Source organism: Olivibacter sp. CPCC 100613, from assembly GCF_036959255.1.
Lineage (GTDB): Bacteria > Bacteroidota > Bacteroidia > Sphingobacteriales > Sphingobacteriaceae > Olivibacter.
Genome location: NZ_JAWMTI010000006.1, coordinates 98,313 through 119,340 on the forward strand (window position 1 = coordinate 98,313; position 21,028 = coordinate 119,340).

9 protein-coding genes are annotated in these 21,028 nt (G+C 41.0%); 4 read left to right on the forward strand and 5 right to left on the reverse strand.

All coding sequences use genetic code 11. The features are described from left to right. Positions 1-19: 19 nt before the first annotated feature. The 3 genes from RYH73_RS18620 to RYH73_RS18630 form a co-directional block, all read right to left on the reverse strand. Positions 20-1,972 carry a RagB/SusD family nutrient uptake outer membrane protein gene (locus RYH73_RS18620; RefSeq protein ID WP_335314977.1) on the reverse strand — a complete coding sequence of 651 codons (1,953 nt, stop codon included), beginning with the start codon at positions 1,970-1,972 and terminating at the stop codon, positions 20-22. 34 nt (positions 1,973-2,006) lie between these two features. Then, entirely contained in the window at positions 2,007-5,108 is a 3,102-nt protein-coding gene (locus RYH73_RS18625; protein WP_335314978.1) for a SusC/RagA family TonB-linked outer membrane protein, read from the reverse strand. A 457-nt stretch (positions 5,109-5,565) separates the two neighbouring features. After that, positions 5,566-7,215 carry an alpha-L-fucosidase gene (locus RYH73_RS18630; RefSeq protein ID WP_335314979.1) on the reverse strand — a complete coding sequence of 550 codons (1,650 nt, stop codon included), beginning with the start codon at positions 7,213-7,215 and terminating at the stop codon, positions 5,566-5,568. A gap of 263 nt (positions 7,216-7,478) precedes the next feature. On the opposite strand from RYH73_RS18630, the gene RYH73_RS18635 reads away from it, so the two are divergent. After that, positions 7,479-8,363 carry an AraC family transcriptional regulator gene (locus RYH73_RS18635; RefSeq protein ID WP_335314980.1) on the forward strand — a complete coding sequence of 295 codons (885 nt, stop codon included), beginning with the start codon at positions 7,479-7,481 and terminating at the stop codon, positions 8,361-8,363. A 15-nt stretch (positions 8,364-8,378) separates the two neighbouring features. Here the strand turns inward: RYH73_RS18635 and RYH73_RS18640 are convergent, their stop codons facing one another. Beyond that, a complete protein-coding gene (locus RYH73_RS18640) occupies positions 8,379-9,956 on the reverse strand; it encodes a glycoside hydrolase family 43 protein (RefSeq protein ID WP_335314981.1) in 1,578 nt (525 codons plus the stop codon). A gap of 292 nt (positions 9,957-10,248) precedes the next feature. Further along, a complete protein-coding gene (locus RYH73_RS18645) occupies positions 10,249-14,373 on the reverse strand; it encodes a hybrid sensor histidine kinase/response regulator transcription factor (RefSeq protein ID WP_335314982.1) in 4,125 nt (1,374 codons plus the stop codon). Positions 14,374-14,641: 268 nt separating this feature from the next. Here RYH73_RS18645 and RYH73_RS18650 point away from each other — a divergent pair, with 268 nt between their 5' ends. From RYH73_RS18650 to RYH73_RS18660, 3 genes are all read left to right on the forward strand, one after another. Beyond that, a complete protein-coding gene (locus RYH73_RS18650; protein WP_335314983.1) occupies positions 14,642-15,871 on the forward strand; it encodes a glycoside hydrolase family 5 protein in 1,230 nt (409 codons plus the stop codon). A gap of 277 nt (positions 15,872-16,148) precedes the next feature. Next, the gene (locus RYH73_RS18655) at positions 16,149-19,337 is read left to right on the forward strand and encodes a SusC/RagA family TonB-linked outer membrane protein (protein WP_335314984.1); all 3,189 of its coding nucleotides are present in this window, start codon (positions 16,149-16,151) and stop codon (positions 19,335-19,337) included. Between the two features lie 97 nt (positions 19,338-19,434). Further along, positions 19,435-21,024: a RagB/SusD family nutrient uptake outer membrane protein gene (locus tag RYH73_RS18660; RefSeq protein WP_335314985.1), complete on the forward strand. Its 1,590-nt coding sequence runs from the start codon at positions 19,435-19,437 to the stop codon at positions 21,022-21,024. Positions 21,025-21,028: the final 4 nt, after the last annotated feature.

Here is a 21,028-nt window from a genome sequence, read left to right on the forward strand (position 1 = left end):
CGCCTTCATTATTTTATAACTAATTATATCCCGGATTTTGATACGCAGCTTTTTCCGCCTCCGTCATTTGCATACCATCTAATTGCCCTTGTGGTATAGGACGCAGATAGTGGAAGGGCTGAATACTACGCGTTACTGTCGTCGGCGTATGATCGCCAATACCGCTACCACCTATACGATAGCTAGAAGACAGTTCAGTCCATTTTTGCGTCCGTACTAAATCATACCAACGGTAACCTTCTCCGTAATACTCCCGAGAACGCTCAGCCAAGATATAGTTAATATCAATCATTGTAGGCGTAGCAGTTGTCATTTGTTCACTGTAATCCGCCATCTTTTCCATATTCCCTGCATTGTCAAACGTCCATTTTCCCGCCCGTGCCCGGATCACATTAATGAGTTCTCTAGCGGATTTTCCTCCCTGTGCCGCAGCCCCTTTTACGGCTGCTTCTGCGGCTATAAAATAAAGTTCAGAAAATTTGGCAATATTGAAAGGCCTTGTACTTCCTGCATTTGGCTGACCTAGGCCATCGCCATTATCCGTGCGATAGGTTCCCAATTTCCAAAGTCCGGGATGTCTTAACCTGCTAAGTCCTTCCGGCGAAATAACAAAATCTGCCCGACCTGGCAAGGCTCCGGCACCGACATTACTTTTTGTTGCCCAATTCGTATAATCAATTGGTGTTTCCGGTTCTTCGTTCAAAAACGTCAATATCGGATCCCCCGGATTCACCGGTAAGTTATTCGCATTGTATAAGATCGTCTGAGAAACTCCGGCCTTTGGCCAATTTCCGCGATAAACGGTCACAAAGGTGCCATCATATCTGGAATCATTTATTTTATCCGCAAAGGTATTTTTTATCACATCGATGGTTGGCGCCATCCGCGTCCAGGGGCGACCCAACGACTGCACTGCCTCGCGCTGCACGGAGCTCACGGCATTCGACCAAGAAGCATCACTACTACTTCTAAGCAGCGTGTAATTCCAGGTAAACATCCAAACAGCGAAATTATCAGGGGCACCACCGCTTCCGTACTCTAAACTTCCTCCATTATAAAATGCACTCTTCTCCGTATGATCCGCATACAGTAAAATCTCATTGTTGCGATCATTAGATCCAATGTGTATGTCATAATAACTTGGTTGTAATCCAAAGGGACCCGGAGAATCAATAGCTTCCACCGCTATATTGTAAGCCTGTTGAAAATACCACGTCGCGTCATGTCCGTCCGGATCGGTTCTCCCAACCTCTGGATAAGTAGGGATGTTATTTGGGTTTTCAAGCCACCACGCGTAGGTAAGATATGCTTTCGCTAAATAAAGTCGTGCAAGCGTTTTTGTTACTCCACCCGTTACCCGTCCGGCATCCGGCAGATTCTCCACCGCTAAGAGTAAATCGGGAAAGATCGCTTTCGTATACACTTCGGGCACGGTATTACGCACTGAAAAACGAACGGGGTTGGTATTGAATTGCAGTTCGCCGGCACCTAAATCCAGCGGCACCCCCCCATAGGTTTGCACCAGTAAAAAATAATCAAAGGCACGAAAAAAACGGGCTTCAGCCACAATTGATTCAGCCACGCCGACATTAGCCGCATTTTCGATGATTCCACTGGCCGTATTTATATTCGGGAAGCTTACATTCCATACAAAACTAGTGGGGTGGCTCGTAGCACTAATCTGCCCGACACCTGACAAGTCCATATCTCTAAAGTTTCCATCTGCACTCTGTGCGTAAGTCGCTTCGTCTGTACCCGTGATACAAGAATTATAATAATAGGCCTCGCCATATAAATAGCGCAAATGTGCATACATAGATGTTATGCCCCCCAAAACACCTTTTTCAGTGGAAAAATAATCTGGAGTAAAAATACTCCGTGGCTGTTCGTCTAAAATTTTTGAGCAACCAGCCATTAACAATAGCGCCAAGGCAGCCGTAAGATAACGTTTTATATTTATAATCGATTTCATTTTTTATTTCTTTAATGATTAGCAACCTAGGTAATTAAAAAACGAGATTAAGACCCACTACATAATTACGTGTCGCAGGCGCATTCGTACCAATTGTCAAGATCCGATTCGGATAAGACGATACCGCTGAATTTTCATCACCGAAAGAGTTCGTTTCCGGATCCATGCCAGATTCACGATGGTAAGGAGAAAACATAACAAAAGGATTTTGTACGGTAAAATATGCGCGTAAGCGCATATTCGGGCTTTTAATTAAACTTCGATTGAAGTCGTACCCCAAAGAAATCGTACGCAGCTTCAAAAAGGAAGCGTCAAAATACCCTAAGGTGCTACCATACTTCGGATTATCGCCGCTAAGTGGCCCAGCAGGGTTTGGATACTTTGCATCTGTATTCTCCGGTGTCCAATAATCGACTTTCACGTTATTGTTACGGGTAGTGAGCGTATTCAGGTAGCCCCCTGATCCATACAAAGTACTCACCAGTAATCCGCCGCTTTTGAAAAAACCCACCACACTTAAATCGAATCCTTTGTAGGCTAAGCGCGTATTAAAACCACCTTCAAAATCAGGATCAACGTTCATCACTTGTCGATCATCCGCATTAACGGGTCTAACCGGTGTACCGTCTTCATTGTAACCACCCGTATACTTCACCTTAATCATTCCTACACTACCCCCAGGTTCCAAAATGTTCAAATAGGAATCTCCTTCCTGCCATAAACCTATTTTTTCATAGTCATAAATTGCGTTGATATTATAGCCAACAAACCAGGAGTTGCCCACATCCTGCGTGGCGCCTGATGCAAGCGCAGTCAGCTTATTCCGGTTTGCATAAAGGTTAAATCCGAGATCCCAGGTTAAACCGTCTCGCCCACCAGCTAAAATATTCCCATTTAAGGTCAACTCGATTCCCTTATTCTGTGTCTGCCCGATATTCGCTGTATAACTCTGTACACCTGAAGTAGGTGGCAAACCGACACCTAACAATAAATCTTTCGTATGGGTTGTATAATATTCAATTGTACCCGATAAACGATTGTTCAACAACGAAAAATCAAGCCCATAATTCCACGTTTCTGAAAATTCCCACCCCAGGTTGCTATTCGGCAGCTGGGTTACATAATAACCAACAGCATAATTTTCCTCACCGAAATTGTAAGGCCTTGTGCTTAAACGCCCTAAGGTAGCATAAGGAGCAATGGCTTGATTGGACGTTTGTCCGTAGCCTACACGCAACTTCAACATATTTATCCAGCTCAGACTTTTCATAAACGATTCATTGGCGATATTCCAACCCGCAGACACCGCAGGATAAGTATGCCAACGATGTTCAGGTGCCAACCTAGAAGAAGCGTCTGATCGAAGCGTCGCCGATAGCATATAGCGATTATCATAATCATACATAACTCTTCCCATCCATGACATCAAGCCCCATAAGGTATAATTCTGCTGATCTGGATTTATCGTAATCTCTCCCGTGGCTTGTCCTAGATTATAGAACTGGAAAGCCTCAGACGGAATATCCCTGGCCGACATCGCCGAAGAATTAAACTTTTGTCGTTCCGCAGAATAGAGTCCAGTGAAATTCAAATGATGTTTTTCCGCGATCGTCTTATCATAAGTGATCAGATTTTCCACGGTCCAATGATACGTATGCGCGTTACTGATTCCCGCAGTAGATATCGTTTGTGGATTCACATTGTTGACACCCTCTCCGGTATAATTACCATTATTACTTTGAATAAAATCCAGCCCAAGGTTAACACGGTATTTCAAACCTTCTACCCAAGGGATACTCACCTCACCATACATCGAATTATAGGTAGCAAAACTCCTGGTTTCATTGAGCCACATCCCATCATCATGAAGCCCCTCTACCACTTTTCTCGTCAACACGTAATTGTCGCCTAACGCGGTATTCACGGTTCTTTTCAGCGTGCCATCTTCGTTATAAGGGTTAAGGATCGGTGAAGCAGCCAATGTTCCAAATAGCCCAAGCTGATTACCTGCACTTATATTATAATTGCTATTGGTAGTGAAACCCACACGAAAGTGTTTACCAATCCCTTGATCAATTGAACTCCGTAACGAGTACCTTTTGTATTCTTGCGTAGGAATCAATCCTTGATTTTGATAGAATGCAGCCCCAACATTATAGCTTCCCTTTTCCGTACCACCCGAAATTCCAATGTCATGACTATTTACTGCTCCGGTTTGGTAATTCAGATCCTGCCAGTCTGTGTTCACATGATCAGCTTCATCCACGCCATTTGAAAAAATACCGGCAGCCTTACGTAAAGCTACAAACTCCTCCCCGTTCATCATGGGATATGGCGCAAATAACGTCTGTGCGCCATAATAAGCATTATAACTAAACTTTGCCTGCTCACCTTGTCGCCCCTTGTTAGTGGTTACCAATATCACGCCATTTGCACCTCGTGAACCATATATAGCCGTTGCGGAGGCATCCTTTAACACATCTATACTTTTGATATCATTTGGATTAATGTCTCCAATTGAACCAGGAAACGGGATACCATCCAAAACGATTAACGGATTATTGTCCGCTGTTAAGGAACGTGTACCACGGATACGGATTTGCATGGTTGCGCCCGGCCGTGTGGATGTTTGTGCTAATTGCACGCCCGGCAAGCGCCCTTGCAATGCTTGTGAGATATTCGGAGTAGGCACCTGATTTAAGTCACTTCCGCTAATCGACGCCACAGAACCTGTGACCGACTCTTTCCGCTGCGTACCATAACCCACCACTACTACTTCAGAGAGTATTTCCGCATTTTGGGAAAGGTTTATATTAATTAACGTTTGTCCTGACACTTTTACTTCTTGTGGTATATAACCCATATAGGAAAAAACCAAGGCAGCATCTTCACTTGGTACATTTAGCGAATAATAACCATCTTCATTAGTTTTGGTTCCTATCGTAGTGCCTTTTACTTGAATACTGGCTCCTGGAAAGCCATTACCTGATTCATCAACTACCCTTCCCTTTACCGCATGCTGCGCTTGCACATCCAAAGTCGATAGTATAAAAAAGGAGACCATCAAAGCAAGGCCAAAAAGTTTCAGCCATCGCCCTTGCCCCATAACATAGGTTTGTAAAATTGGGTATTCCATAAAATAATTGTTAGCTTATAACATAGGTTAAATTGTATATAACTCTTGTGACTCAGAAGTTGATCAATCCGCCTATCAATAAAATCATTTGCATAAAAAAGTAAAGACTTTTTGGGCTGGTTTATATATGTTGATCACAACGAAACAAAAGTATCTATACGCACAAAGGAACAGCCTATAAAAATGTCGATATTCTTAGCAAAAATGTTTAATCAGAGGTTAAAAAACATCATTTTTTAGCCAAACGGCGTAATTTAGGTAGTTTTTAACGCCAACGTTAGCATTAATTTGAATTTGCTTTTAAACAAATAAGGTCTGATTGTTTCGCTGATCGCTTCTTAAACAAAAGAAGTGCTATACAATACCGCCATGGTCTTTATAGCTTAAACAAAAATGCCCCTTACGGGGCACACTTTCACCAATAACCGATCATTTATATAAAAAATCCTATGAGTTATTAACTAATCTTAAGTACATAAGCTGGCTGGTCCTTATCTATGTCCTCAGGCAAGGTCACTGCTAACCCAGTCAGGGTTTGTTCGAATTTTAGTTTACTACTAGTACCAAGGAGCGTTACTCTCTTTACTTTATAACTATCTACCTTCAAATTTTTAATCAAAACATTTCCAGTCTCGGACAGCCCCATTAGAATGGCATATATTATTCCGGCCTTTGTTGTGAAGCGTATGTCTTCAGCGGTTAAAGGCTTGTTCTTATCCTCATTGAACCCTGGGCCAGATAGTGGGGCGGTACCTTCAGTCGCTGGCCCCTCGCCGAACACCTTCCAAGGCCTCGTCGCAATGATAGCCTCACTGTTAACGCTCATCCAGGAAGCGATCCCCTCCACCGTTTTCAACGCTTCTGAATCAATGGAGCCATCGCCACGGAGTGGTATGCTTAATAAAAGGTTGCCATTCTTACTGACGATATCAGCCAGGGTATGGATTACCGTTTTCGCACTTTTGTAACTTTTATTGTCATAGATTCGTCGATCGTAATGCCAAGATCCGATGCAGGTACAGGTTTGCCAGGGCTCTTTTTCTATCTTGTCGCTTTGCCCTCGTTCTATATCCCATACCATGCATTTTCGTTGCTGCTCATTCAATATTTTACCATTGATAACCGCTTCCAACTTTCCTTTATTTTTTTGCTGATTGACATTGTAGTAATGAGCGGCAATCCGCAAGCCGGCATCATCAATTGGCCAAAGAGGGAGTACGGTATCATCAAAATAAACCAGATCGGGGTCATAGTTGTCTATTAGCTCAACTGTCCGATCATGAAAGTTTTCACAATAAGCTTTGGAAGGAACACTCACTCCCGAGCTCACATCCCAGCTCCATTGGCGGTGAATCATGTTGTGGTCTTCGCTGTTTTCGCTCAAAGGGTGGTTCTGCGCATACAGCTCTTGCGGGTCAAGACCATCCCACCATTTTCCGGTTCCTTCGGCCTTTGTTATCTTTCCGTCATAGGGAACACCTTTGAGTGGGCCCTTGTTATCGGCCCCTTGGGCAGTTTCATACCAGGTCCAGGCATGTGCAGCGTGTACACTTACACCAAAACGCAGTCCGCGTTTCTTGGCTGCCTTTGCCCAACCGGCAACCAAATCTTTTTTCGGCCCTATTTTGGTTGAATTCCAAGGCTGGTGACTGCTATCATAAAGATCCATATTATCATGGTGATTGGCTAGTGCTACAAAATATTGAGCGCCGGCACGCTTATATAAATCCAACAGCTTTTCGGGATCCCACTGATCGGCCTTCCATTCGTTGATTACGTCTTTAAAACCGAATTTAGAGGGATGACCGTACTTCTCCACATGGTAATTGTATTGGTCGCTGCCCTCCTGGTACATACCCCTTGCATACCAATCACCTCTTTCGGGCTGACATTGTGGCCCCCAATGAGCCCAAATACCAAATTTTGCATCACGGAACCAATCAGGAACCTGATATTGCTCCAACGATTTCCAATCCGGTTTAAAATCGACTTTTGCAATAGGCGCATGGGCATGCAATGTATTAATACTCGACCCAACCATTGATTTGCTCACCCAAAGTGAGGGGATAGCCATTCCCAAAGCCTTTATTACAGTTCTTCTTTTCATTAATTTCTTCTTAAATGTTCTTATTGGTATGAAGGTGATGTTAAAAAGTTTATTCTTTGGTTTTATAACAGGATATTACCAACTTTTCAAAGCTAGGGATATCTATGGTATCCGTTTTGTCCATTATCGACAAATTATATCACTTTTTCGATTTTTTCTTTCTGTTAAACCTTGCTCTAGTTCTCATTGTTTTATTCTTTATTCATACTGAAAACTGTACTTTATCGACTTTTCTTATTATATTTAGAAAACATAAAGATGGCATGGATGAAAAGAAGACTAAACGGGAATTTATCTTATTGAATGTCGGGCAAGCCGTTCATCATGCGGATTGGAACTGGAAAAATATACACAGTCCTTTTGCCCGTATTCATTTCATCGAAAGTGGATCGGCCGAAATCCTACGTGAAGATCACTCCTATACATTAAAAGCGGGACACTTGTACCTAACACCACCCCATACCAAACATAGTTATAGCTGCACGGGTAAGCTGTCACTTTACTATATTCATATCTATGAAACTTTAGGCAAACAGCTGAGTATTTTCGATATGCTCGATTTTCCCGTTGAGATTAAAGCCGATGAGTTACTCGTTTTCCTTATTAAGCGCTTGGCTGCTATCAATCCCAAGCTTGAACTACAAGCCTATGATCCGAAAGATTATGATAATTCGCCAACGTTGATAAAAAACATCAGTCAGTATACACAAAACCACCCCGGGTTAGAGATGGAAACGGAGGGTATCCTGAAACAGATCTTATCGCGCTTTCTGGTAGCGGCTTCTGACAGAAACTTAGGGCTGGATGAACGCATTTTGAAGGTTATTCAATACATTCACGGCAATATAGACAAGCCAATAAGCATTAAAGAACTGGCGCAAATATCCTGCCTGACGGAAGATCACTTCATTCGCCTTTTCAGCAAACAGATGCAATGCACGCCTGGAAAATACATCAATCAGAAAAAGATCGAGCAGGCACAACTGCTAATGCTGGTAAAGAACATCAGCATCAAAGAACTTGCCTATCAACTGGGCTTTGAAAACATATCCTATTTCAATCGTCTTTTCAAAAAAATAGCGGGCGAAAACCCGGGTAAGATGCAACGCCGCATGTTGGCACCCAAGGAGCCACCACGGTCGAGATAATGATTACATGAAGCGCTATTTATAATGGAAATAGTCAACATCCACATACCCCTCTTCCGTTATGTCATTAAAACAGTAAATTCCTAAGCGGTCGCCCCGGTAATTACCCCAGGCCAATTGATAGGGTTCTCCAAAGGAGATAAAATCCGCCCCATTAAAACTATAGAAAAACTGGGACATACCATCCAATCCCCATTCCGATTTCAGCCAGATAAATTGTGATGAAAGCTGCCTCGCTCTTATGACATGATCGTTTTTTCTATATTCTAAATAACAATTGCCTTCTTCCTTCACGATGCCGATAGCCGCATGCTGAGAGGAAAAATGACAAAGACCATTTTTCTGTCCTTCTGCCATATTCGAAACATCCATTTTGACAATAACTTTGTTTTCTGCCTTTCTGAAACTCCGCTGGGTAAGAGTATTGCCCGCATACATCAGTTTATTTAACTGCAAAGGACGGTAAGCTTTTAGGCGCAACCATCCCGGACGTTCCGATAATGAAAATTTTTCTTTTCGTGGTTGGTAATTCCACTGCCATTGTGATGCTAATCCATGACGATCGAAATCATCGCTCCGTTCGATGCTCAATTTTTCCTTTTCTTTAATCGGAATACGGCCACACCAGGTCATTGTTCCAATTTTCTGCGGGAGCACCTTCCCGATTATCGGCCAATCATTTATCCAAGTAACAGGCAAAAGACTTACAATACGCCCACTCCAATCACCGGTACCGTGGTGCGTTAGAAAATACCAAGCCGAGTCCGGTCCCAAAACGATACCACCTTGGTTGGGTTCAAGCGCTTCGAGGTTGGGCAATGCAAGCTGCTTTTCCTCTTGATAAGGCCCGATCACTTTTCTTGATCGCTTTGCCATCACATAACGCCCAATACCCTCTTTATGCTCACTAAAGATCAAGTAATACCATCGGTTAACCTTTATTAACTTATTTGCTTCCCTCCCATTACCGGAATTGATCAAGACAGCGGATTTCCGATCTATACTTCTTCCGTCTGACGACATATTGAAAAGATAGGTTTTGTACTCATCCGAAAAATGGGTACCAACAAAATATCCTTTTCCGTCATCATCCCACATTACCGTACAGTCATCCCAACCTTTATCGGAGAGCAAATGCGTCAGTGGCTCCCATGGTCCCTTCGGGTGCGAAGCAGAAGTCATAAAATATCCTTCATCGGGGGTTCCAAAGAACAAGTAGAATCGCTTGTTATGATATCTCAATGTCCCTGCCCAGACACCTTTACCATAGCGGTTCATGCGCGTCCAGTTCAATTCTTCGCTTATCTGGGTCAGGTCGGTTATTGCATTTCCACATATTTGCCAATTCACAAGGTCTTTGGAATGCAGGATAGTCATCCCTGGAGAGAACTGAAAAGTGGAGGATATGGCATAGTAATCATTGCCTACGCGAATACAGTCCATGTCGCTATAGTCAGAAGGGATGATCGGATTGAGGTAAGTTCCATCGCCCTGATCTCCCCATTTTTGCCAGTCACCCCATTCTCTCTGTTGTTGGGCAAAAGAAAAGAAGCCAATGAGTAGACTGCATACAATGGCAAGTACATGTTTCATCTGTAAATAATTTTTATTGATCGGTTTCTAATAATTTATAGTACCCCTACGTATATCTCCAGTATCTTTTCCAGTTACTTTAAATGACTGCTACAAAGCGACGTCTCTTTACGCTTTTAGTGGCTTTAATTGGTTTCTATACGATTGCTCAAAGATACAGGAATTAGCAGGCAGCCTTTTACTTCTTATCGACTTATTATTGCACTTTACCGATTTCTCTATCTACAACAATACGCTAAAGGTAATGACCTGTAATTGTCGTTACCCTGATTTCGAACTTCGGTTTAGCGCATCATTTCTCGTCTCTTTTTAACAAGTTCTTTTTATACTCATTGGGTGTAACACCAAATTCGTCCTTAAAGTATTTTCTGAAATATTTGGCTTCGTTAAATCCTACCAAAAGGGCAATCTCGCTTACATATAGCTGGCTTTTTGCAAGTAAATCTGCAGCTCGCTTTAGGCGGATGAATCGAATGAATTCGGATGGAGTCTTATCAGTCAATGCCACTATCTTTTTATAGAAATTAACCCGACTCATTCCCATTTCTTTGCATAAATCCTCAACTAAAAACTCAGCGTTGTTGATATTCTCTTCAACGATGGATACGGCTCTTTTTACAAATTTCTCGTCCATTGAGACTATTTCAATTTTGCCAGGAGAAATATCGACCTTTGCTTTGAATCTGTTCTGTAACAGTTTTTGTTTTTCGATGATTTTAACAATCTTTAACTTAAGAATCTCTATATTAAATGGTTTAGAAATATAGTCATCTGCTCCCGCTTCAATTCCTGAATATCTGTTTTTGTCAGATGATTTAGCAGTAAGCAGTATTACGGGGATATGCGATGTACGCATATCTTCTTTTATTTTTTCACAAAATTCGTATCCGTCCATTTTTGGCATCATTACATCACATAGAATCATGTCAGGCCATTGATTAAATACAATGTGATGGCCTTCTTCTCCATTGTTGGCAATAGCAATACGATAATCGTTACAAAACAGACCGGTTAAGAAACTACAGAAATCCTCATTATCGTCAATAATCAAAAGTAACGGTAAGCTGTTATTTTGCGGCAATTTATTCAAATTAGCCTCGGTGTCTAAGGATATTTCATTTTTTACGCTTCCGGGATAAATGATATCTTGATTTTTCAGTACGTCCAATGTGGAATTTGTCATGGGAATTAATACCGTAAATATGGAACCTTTCTCTACAACACTTTCAACAGATATTTCTCCGGCATGGAGCTTTACGAACTCGCTGACCAGATGCAATCCTACTCCCGTACCAGGAATACCATGTACTTCAGCACTCTCGATACGGAAAAACCTTTCAAAAATTTTATTCAAATATTCCGGGTTAATGCCAGATCCCGTGTCTGACACTTGAAAGCAGAACTGCTTTTCTATAACTTTATTGCAAATCCTTTCCGAAAGAAAAACGCTGACATCGATATGTCCTTCACGTGTGTATTTAAAAGCATTGGAAATGAGGTTTACCATGATCATATACATTTTTTCCCTATCAAACTGCATCGATAAATCTTTCTGAAAAGTTGTGAAGGTGAGTTTAATAGATTTTTCGGCGGCCAGCGGAGAAAAAGACGCGCAAATATCTTTGGCAAATTCGATAATATTCCCTTTAGATAAGTTCAAAGTCAATTGATTTTGATCAAGCTTTCTAAAATCAAGTATTTCATTTACCATATCCAATAACCGCCGCGCATTTTTATACATCATATGTAAAGTCGACTTTTCATCTGGATTTATAGGAGACGTTAGGAGCTTTTCCAACGGACTGATTATTAATGAAAGCGGTGTTTTAAACTCATGGCTAATATTTGTAAAAAATTTAAGTTTAAGTTGATCGACCTCATGTAATTTTTCTGCTTCCAACAGCCTTTGTGCATGCTCGAATTTTTCTTTTTGCTTGTTCAGCTTATGTTTTATGAATAATGTAATAAAAAGGCCGGCAGTGACGATATAAAAAGTCCATGCCCACCAGGAAAACCAAAAGGGTGGTCTAACAATAATCTTTAGGACTATCGGTTTTTCTGACCAAATATTATCTTCGTTCCCCGCGTACACTTTAAGCTTATAGCTGCCGGCGTTGAGATTGGAGTACGATACGGCACCAACACCATTCGCTATCTCTATCCATTGCTCTTCTAATCCCTCCAAGATGTATCTATATTTATTCTTTTCAGGATGGATAAAGCTGAGGCCGGAGAAATGAACGGTGAAATTGGTTTCATCATGTTGAAGAACAAGCTGATCTAGATCGACTATCGATTTATTAATAATGATGCGTCCGTTATAATTCACATGGGGCTTGATCACTTGGCCGGCTATTAAAAGATCGGTGAATCTAGGTTTGGGAACAAAATTATTTACCGGAATATCTCGTGGGTTAAATGCTACATAACCCGCGGTTGTGCCCATGTAAATTATACCCCTCTTATCTTTAAAGACAGCATTGGGGTTAAAGCTGGAACTCGGTAACCCATCATTGATGTCAAAAGAGATAATATTCGGTTTAATTTCAGGCATTTTATGGTTAAAATAAATACGATTCAGCCCATTGCTTGTTCCCGCCCAAATATTTCCATCGCTGTCTTCTACCAACGATCGCACATCATTGCTTGACAAACCATTGATAGTGGTTATACGATGAAACGTTTTTGCCTTCGGATCATAAATATTAATTCCGTTTTTCGTTGCCATCCACATAAGTCCCTTGGCATCAGTCATTAATTGAGATACGGGCATGCTCGAAATGGAATCTTGAAGCCTAGAATCGGAAAAAAAAGGAACAATTTCATTTTTTTTATAAATCCGATAGATACCTATGTCTGAACAGAAGTAAATCTTTTTGGAAGAGTCAGTAAAAGTTGACAAGATGAAATCTGATCGCAGCGGACTATTCTCCCTATTATAGTGTGTGAATACCTTTCGCTGAGGATCCAAACGGTTGATTCCTCCGCCAAGTGTGGCTATCCATAAATTATGAGCAGGATCTTCCGTTAAAGCATAAACACTTCGGTTGGACAACGAATTGGGATTGTTTTCATCAAATCGGTATTGTTTAAAACCTTGATTCTTATATGCATTTAAACCGCCTAAAAATGTACCGATCCAAATTGTCTTTTGACTGTCCTCGAAAATCGAGGTGATAATATCAGACGATATACTATATTCATCGTTCAAGTTGCTACGAAAACGTTGGATACTTCCAGCTTGTTCGTTATATTTTATTAAGCCTTTACCATTGGTACCAACCCATAAATTGCCCTGCTGATCTTTATAAAGACTACTACAATCAAAAATTTCCGCATTCCGAATAAATAGGTAATATAAAGGCGATTTCCAAAATTTAAACATACTGGGGTGATAGTACGATACGCCATTTTTATAAGAACCAGCCCATACGATACCGTCATTATCGCAATAAAGACTAATAATGGAATTTTGACTCAGCGAATGTTTATTATAAACATTATTTTCAACGATACGGATTGCCTTGCGTTTTTTGTCATAAATATTTATTCCTCCATGATCAGTACCTATCCAAATCATACCTTTCGAATCTTGTATAACACATCTTGCAAAGCTATGAGAAAGTGCAGGGTTAGTATCCACGCCCAACAAAGTCCAATTATTTTGTTTCAAATTAAAGTATAGGGCTCCTTTATCATTAATTCCAGGGTATACCCAGATATCTTTATCTGCATCTAGGAAAATATTTTTAGGTATGGTAGCACTTTTTGATTTTTCTTTTATATAGGTATTACGAACATCAACCCCCCCGGTCTTTGTATTGACGCGCTCTAAAACGCCATCCTCGTGCAATACCCACATAAAATAATCTTGGATTTTCATATCGGTAATAGGCGATGGAATAAGATCTTTCGTATGGGGTGATTGCTTAAAAACCGATACCTTCTTTGCGCTCACGTCATATTTGTAAATTCCTTTTCCGAAGTAGGCTACATAAAAGTTTTTGTCTTTATCCACTTGTACGGAAATAGGATATGAAGGTAACCCCATCTTGTTTAAAACGGAATCGATATTACTTGTAAATGATTCGGTACGCCAATTATAGAATAGGTAGGTATTTCCTTGTAGCCATAAATTGCCGTTTATATCTTCGACAATTTTTCTCAGATTCTCATATAGATAGCTATTTGTGCCATTTATATCCCCATTAAATGTTTTGAATGCAATACCGTCAAAGCGATTTAATCCGGTACTTGTACCGAACCAAAGGAAGCCCCTACTATCTTTAAATATACTAAGTACTTCGTTACCCGACAGTCCATTTCTGTTATCAAAGTGTGCGAACTCATAAGGTTGAGCATAGGTGAATACAAATCCAAATAGAACTATTGTTAATAAAAGTACTAGTTTCTTCATTGGTTGACCGGTTCGGTAATTAGCCTCGGCAAAATAAACAAATAGTGTCAAGTAAATCGGCAGCTGATCATTTTATCCCGTAATTAGAAACATATTATCCCCTTAAAGAGAAATATTGATCCCCTATTACATACATTTCATCACCTGTTATTTAATTACCTGCCGCTATTTTTGTTTCAAAGGAGCCTTCATGGTTTTAAAGCGATTGGTATACACTGTTTCGCTAAGCTCCCAATTATAAACATTCTTTCATCTAATTTATTAACTTATGAAGAAAAAAATTCTATGCGGAATTATTCCGGTGTTCTTAATGTTTTCCTGTGCCAAAATTCATGAAACCGTATCTCCTGGCAATAAAACGGCGGTAAGATCTAAACTTGCATCAACGCGTCAGCAGCAAATACCACCCGATATGAGTGGGATGAGCAGTAATGCCTTTCAACTAGTTTCCAAAATGCATGTCGGATGGAATCTCGGCAATACATTGGAAGCAATTGGCGGCGAAACCTATTGGGGAAATCCGCTCACTACGGAAGCCATGATCAGAGCTGTTAAAAATGCAGGAATCAACGCCGTCCGTCTTCCCTGTTCCTGGAATCAATACTTAGAGGATCAAACAACATATAAAATAAAAGAAAGTTGGTTAGCGCGCGTAAAGGAAGTCGTCGATTATTGTGTAAACAACGATATGTATACCATCCTAAACATCCATTGGGATGAGGGGTGGTTAGAAAAAAATTGCACGCCCGAGATGCAAGAATCGGTTAATAAAAAACAAAAAGCATTATGGGAACAGATCGCCGTTTATTTCCGTGATTATGATGAACATTTACTATTTGCAAGCAGTAACGAGCCTGATGTAAACAACAGTCAAGAGATGGCGGTTCTTCATTCCTATTATCAAACATTTGTTGATGCAGTACGCAATAGCGGAGGCCGAAATACCTATAGAAATTTGGTGGTTCAAGGACCTTTGACAAACATCGATTTATCGGACGAATTGATGACGCTACCCCACGACCCAACGGGAACGGGTAGAATGATCATGGAAGTGCATTATTATGCTCCTTATAACTTCTGTCTGATGCCGAAGGATGAAGATTGGGGCAAAATGTTCTATTTCTGGGGCGAAGAATTTAGAAATTACGCGGTGGGCGAGTATGAAGGCCGTTGGGCAAACTGGGGCGGAGAAGATTACGTACGCGAACAATTCAATAAAATGAAGCGCAGATTTACCGATCAGGGAATCCCGGGAATCCTCGGTGAATTTTGTTCTGTTAAAAGAACCTTTAGCGACCCGACTATTCAGAACGCGCATGATGAATCGAGGAACCGCTTTCATGCATGTGTGGCTCAAGAGGCGAAAAACGCCGGATTTACACCTTTCTTATGGGATGTGGGGGGCGTTTTAGATCGCCGTAACAATATGGCGGTAATTGATCCATATATCTTTTATGGTTTGATGTGGGGAGCAAATACGGGTAGATATCCATTTTAGCATTCATTTAGCGGTTGGGGTATATGGTGATACAGCTTTGAACTTCAAATAAGTTTATCAACGCCCAAGGAAAGGAACCTTGGGCGTTTGAATGAATACGGAAAATTCCCTCGCCTTTTTCTAATAGAACCATCTATATTATGGAATAATAGCCTTCATTAACATTTTCGCATCACATCTGTAACATTCTATGCCCTTCTGTATTTTACCCTGTATTTACCTTTACAGAACCAACTAGGGTAGCATAAAACCAAAACTGTTATAAACTTAATTAACCATGAACTTAGCCAAATTACCTGGAAAAGGTTTTTTGCCTGTAATCAGGCATTGGAAGCAGACAATTTTGTACCTGCTTTTTTATTTGAGCCTAACACCTCTGTTAGCACAAAGTACAGACAATATTAATGTCTCAGGAATTGTAACCAATCGAACAAATGGCGCTAGATTATCCGGTGTATCAGTACTTGTCAAAGGCACAACAAATCGTACCCTTTCTGATGAAAATGGCAAATACGCCATTGCGGCTATCAAAGGCAAAACCTTAGTATTTTCTTATTTAGGTTATGTTACGCTAGAAGTAACGGTAACAGGCCCTAGTATGGATGTTTCTTTAGAAGAGAACACCCAGACATTAAGTGAAGTTGTTGTTGTTGGCTACGGAACGATGAAACGTAGCGATCTCACCGGATCTGTGATTACCATTACTGCCGACGATATAAGCAAATCCGTCAATACTTCATTAGACCAGGCCTTACAAGGAAGAGTTGCCGGAGTAGCCGTTACACAAAACTCGGGCGCTCCGGGAGGAGGTATCTCGGTCAGTATACGCGGAACAAACTCGTTTAGCGGTAATGAGCCCTTATACGTCATTGATGGTGTGCTTATTGATGGTAACACGCGCGACAATTCCAGCGCATTATCTTCGATTAACCCCGCAGATATCATGTCAATGGAAATTCTCAAAGATGCTTCAGCTACTGCCATTTATGGGACAAGGGCTGCAAACGGCGTGGTAATGATCACCACCAAACGCGGGCAAGCAGGGAAAACAAAAGTTGCTTATGAAGGATACTTGGGATTACAACAATTACCAAAGACCTTAGACGTGTTAAACTTAAGAGAATATGCAAGCTATCAAAATTTACGCAGTAGTGTCATCGGCTTTGGTGAGCGAGAAGAGTTTATGGATCCTTCTCTTTTGGGGGAAGGAACGAATTGGCAAAAGGAAATCTTCCGTACTTCTCCAATGCACAACCATCAACTAAGTACCAGCGGTGGCACAGAAAATAATCGCTTTGCTATTACCGGAGGGTACTTCAATCAAGAAGGTATTGCGTTAGGATCAAATTTTACACGCTATTCACTTAGGATGAACTTCGATTCCAAAATAAACAAATGGTTAAGCACCGGCGTGAGTGCCTATACTGCTCGCCTTGAAAATGTAAACACAATTGACAACTGGGGAATTATATCATTAGCTATCAGACAATTACCTGAGGTTCCTTCCAGAAATCCCGACGGAAGTTGGGGTTCGCAACAAGAAAACATGTATGGAACTTATTTTGCTAATCCGGTAGAAGAAGCCCTTACGCGAGAAAACTATACGAAAGGTACACAGACCAATATAAGCGCTTTTGCTGATATTACGCCACTGAAAGATTTAGTTCTTAGAATAGAAGGAAATACCAGCTTCAATTACAATAATGCCTATCAATTTACGCCTTCGTATGACTATGGTACTTTTAAGCAGCAGTCTTCAGGTTCTCGGTCTGCTAGTAACTCGTCTTTTACCAACCTCAAAACCTATTTAACCTACTCGAAAAATTTCAATGACCGGCATAACCTTTCGATCATGGCGGGGCATGAAACACAAGAGAACAGATGGGAGTCGCTATCCGGCAGCCGCGTCAATTACTTTCTAAACTCCGTGCACGAGTTAGACGCAGGAGATGCAAATACAGCTAGAAATAGCAGTTCACGGTCGTCCGGAGCTATTGAATCCTATTTTGGAAGGTTAAACTACGGATTCCATGATCGTTACTTATTAACAGCTACCATCCGTAAAGACGGATCCGATAAATTTGGCCGGAACAACCGATGGGGAACGTTCCCTTCTCTAGCCGCTGCTTGGAAAATAAAAAATGAATCATTTTTAAAGAACATCGATGCGGTTGATAATCTAAAATTAAGGCTCGGTTGGGGCTTAGTAGGAAACCAAGCAGCAAGCGCTTATGCCTATGGTGTAACGATGGCGCCTGCGGCTTCGATATGGGGAACGGGTTTCTATCCCGGAAATTTTGCTAATCCTGATTTAAAATGGGAAAAAACGAACGCTTACAATATAGGTATAGATTTGAATCTGTTCAACAACCGAGTTGAATTCATTGCCGATGGCTATTTGAAGAAGATTGATAACTTACTTATGCAAGCAGTTCTTCCCGATTACATCAGTGGGCTGATTGCTGCCCCTTGGGTGAATGCGGGATCAATGACCAACAAGGGGTTGGAATTTACGTTGAATACCATCAATATCAATAAAAAAGGCTTCTTCTGGAAGTCGGGACTTAACTTCTCACTGAATAGAAACAAGGTAACCGATTTATATACGGAAACCGCGACTATATTGGGAAAAATCGGTGCTGAAACTTTTACCTATACCAAGGTGGGTGGCCCTGTTGGTCAGTTTTATGGCTACAAAGTAATCGGTATGTTTCATGACGAAAGCGATTTTTATAAAAAAGATCAATACAACAATTTTGTGCTAGATGAAAGTGGCAACAGAATACCTATTGCACTCCCTAAAGATAAAAACATCGATGTAAATGGCATTTGGGTAGGCGACTTCATTTTCGAAGACCTGAACGGAGATGGAAAGATTGATGAGCAAGACCGCGATTTTATTGGAAACCCTCAGCCTAAATTTTTATTCGGCATCAATAATTACTTTTCCTATAAAGGATTTGATTTGAATATCTTCATTAACGGTGTATTTGGAAATAAAATATACAATCAACTCCGAAAAGATTTTACCAATCCAATGAACAATTCGGGCATGTTGAAAGAAACAACGGGGATAGCGATCATCGAAAGAATAAATCCGGATGGCTCTGATCAGGATATTTCAAATGTCAGAATCGTAAATCCCGATGCTACTATACAACGCATAACGGTGAGCGATGCTAATGACAACAGCCGTATGAGCGACCGCTTTATTGAGGATGGTTCCTATTTACGAATTAGAAACGTTTCTTTGGGTTATACAATACCCAATAAACTATTATCTAAGTTGCAGGTTGAAAATCTGCGGGTATACATGAATATCCAAAACCTACATACCTTCACTAAATATAAAGGTTATGATCCGGAAATCGGATCCTATAACCAAAGTGTATTACTCAGCGGAATTGATTATGCACGTTACCCCGCTCAAAGAATTTACACATTTGGATTGAACCTCACCTTTTAATGGATAAACTTAAAATCGCCAAATCGAGCTCTAAGTAATAGAATATACTCATTAATGATTATTTACACCGAACTCGTCAGTCATAAAAAATAAAGAGATGAAAAGATTATATATACTTACAACGTTAGTATCAGCGCTGTTTATTGCTGCATGCAGTAAAAGCTTTCTTGATCGGGAGCCGGAAGGTTCTTACGTTGACGCGACCTTTTATACATCGCCCGAGGCCCTCAAAGCTGCAACTGCCCCTTTATATAATCGGGCCTGGTTTGATTATAATAAACGACCTGCTGTTGCTATTGGAAGCCTACGGGCAAATGATGCTTATAATCCCTGGATGAATCCTTCCTATACCTTATTCACTGTAACCTCATTAGATGATGGACTTTCCGACTCATGGAAATCTTTCTATGGAGTTATTACGATGGCCAATGCAACCATTGAAGCCATTAACAATAAGGCCAAGAATGTCACAGATGCGCAAAAAAATCTAGCAATAGCGGAAGCTCGTCTGATGAGAGGCATCTCATATTTCTTCTTACTTCGTACTTGGGGACCTGTAATTCTGATTGAAAGCAACGAGGAAGTGATCAAGAACCCTTTGTTACCTCGCCATCGTGAAGAAGATGTCTTCCAATTTATTATCAATGACCTGTTATATGCTGTGGAGAACCTGCCGTCAACATGGGATAAAGGACGCGCAACCAGCTGGGGAGCTAAAGGAATGTTAGCAAAAGTATACTTAGCCCGTTCCGGTTGGAAAAAAGGCGGAACGCGTGACGAAGCGGATCTGGCAAAAGCACGCGAATATGCAGGAGACGTGTGCATGAATAGTGGTTTAGCTTTATATCCTAAATATGAAGATTTGTTTAAATATAAACACAATAACAATCCGGAATCATTAATTGCCATGCAATGGGTACCTTTAGGAGATTGGGGCGTATGTAACACCCTTTTGGCCGATTTAGCCTTTTCATCAGATGTAACCGGTGGCGTAAATGTTTGGGGAGGTGGTTTAAATGGAACCATTGATATATTGAAATTATACGAGCGCGCTGATTCTTTGCGGAGAAATGCCACCTATTTCACACAGTACGCTCATTATCCATACATAAGTATCGACAAGGGGGGCTACACCTACACGGGAACAGGATCGTCTATTAAGAAAGGAGTTGTGGGCGGTCCTAATGACGATAATGATGGATATGTTCAATCGATGAACTCTCCGCTTAACACGTATATACTGCGCTTAGCAGATGTATACTTAACGTTTGCCGAGGCAAGTCTCGGCAATAATAATAGCCTGGACGGCGGGGAGGGTTTAACATACTTCAACAAAGTACGCGAGCGCGCTAAAATCGGACGAAAGACTGCTATTACATTAGAGGATATCATAGCTGAAAGACGCGTTGAATTTGCGATGGAATATAACAATTGGTACGACATGGTGAGTTGGTATTGTTATAAACCGGAAAAAATGCTGAAATATTTTAACGATCAGCAACGTGGGTGGACTACGGCTTCCATAACAAAAGATGAAGACGGGAACCTTGTTTTTGAAGAACCAACACCCCCTACTGCCCCGGTAGTCGTTACTAAAGATAATATTTTCTTTCCGTACCCGGAGAATGACCTGATACAGAACCCACGGTTAAAAGAGGAACCTCAACCTTACACCTTTAACGAATAAAACG

Excerpts from the sequence above, each read along its gene's own strand:
- RYH73_RS18620 (WP_335314977.1), bottom strand. The coding sequence starts at position 1,972 with ATGAAATCGATTATAAATATAAAACGTTATCTTACGGCTGCCTTGGCG.
- RYH73_RS18625 (WP_335314978.1), bottom strand. The coding sequence starts at position 5,108 with ATGGAATACCCAATTTTACAAACCTATGTTATGGGGCAAGGGCGATGG.
- RYH73_RS18630 (WP_335314979.1), bottom strand. The coding sequence starts at position 7,215 with ATGAAAAGAAGAACTGTAATAAAGGCTTTGGGAATGGCTATCCCCTCA.
- RYH73_RS18635 (WP_335314980.1), top strand. The coding sequence starts at position 7,479 with ATGGATGAAAAGAAGACTAAACGGGAATTTATCTTATTGAATGTCGGG.
- RYH73_RS18640 (WP_335314981.1), bottom strand. The coding sequence starts at position 9,956 with ATGAAACATGTACTTGCCATTGTATGCAGTCTACTCATTGGCTTCTTT.
- RYH73_RS18645 (WP_335314982.1), bottom strand. The coding sequence starts at position 14,373 with ATGAAGAAACTAGTACTTTTATTAACAATAGTTCTATTTGGATTTGTA.
- RYH73_RS18650 (WP_335314983.1), top strand. The coding sequence starts at position 14,642 with ATGAAGAAAAAAATTCTATGCGGAATTATTCCGGTGTTCTTAATGTTT.
- RYH73_RS18655 (WP_335314984.1), top strand. The coding sequence starts at position 16,149 with ATGAACTTAGCCAAATTACCTGGAAAAGGTTTTTTGCCTGTAATCAGG.
- RYH73_RS18660 (WP_335314985.1), top strand. The coding sequence starts at position 19,435 with ATGAAAAGATTATATATACTTACAACGTTAGTATCAGCGCTGTTTATT.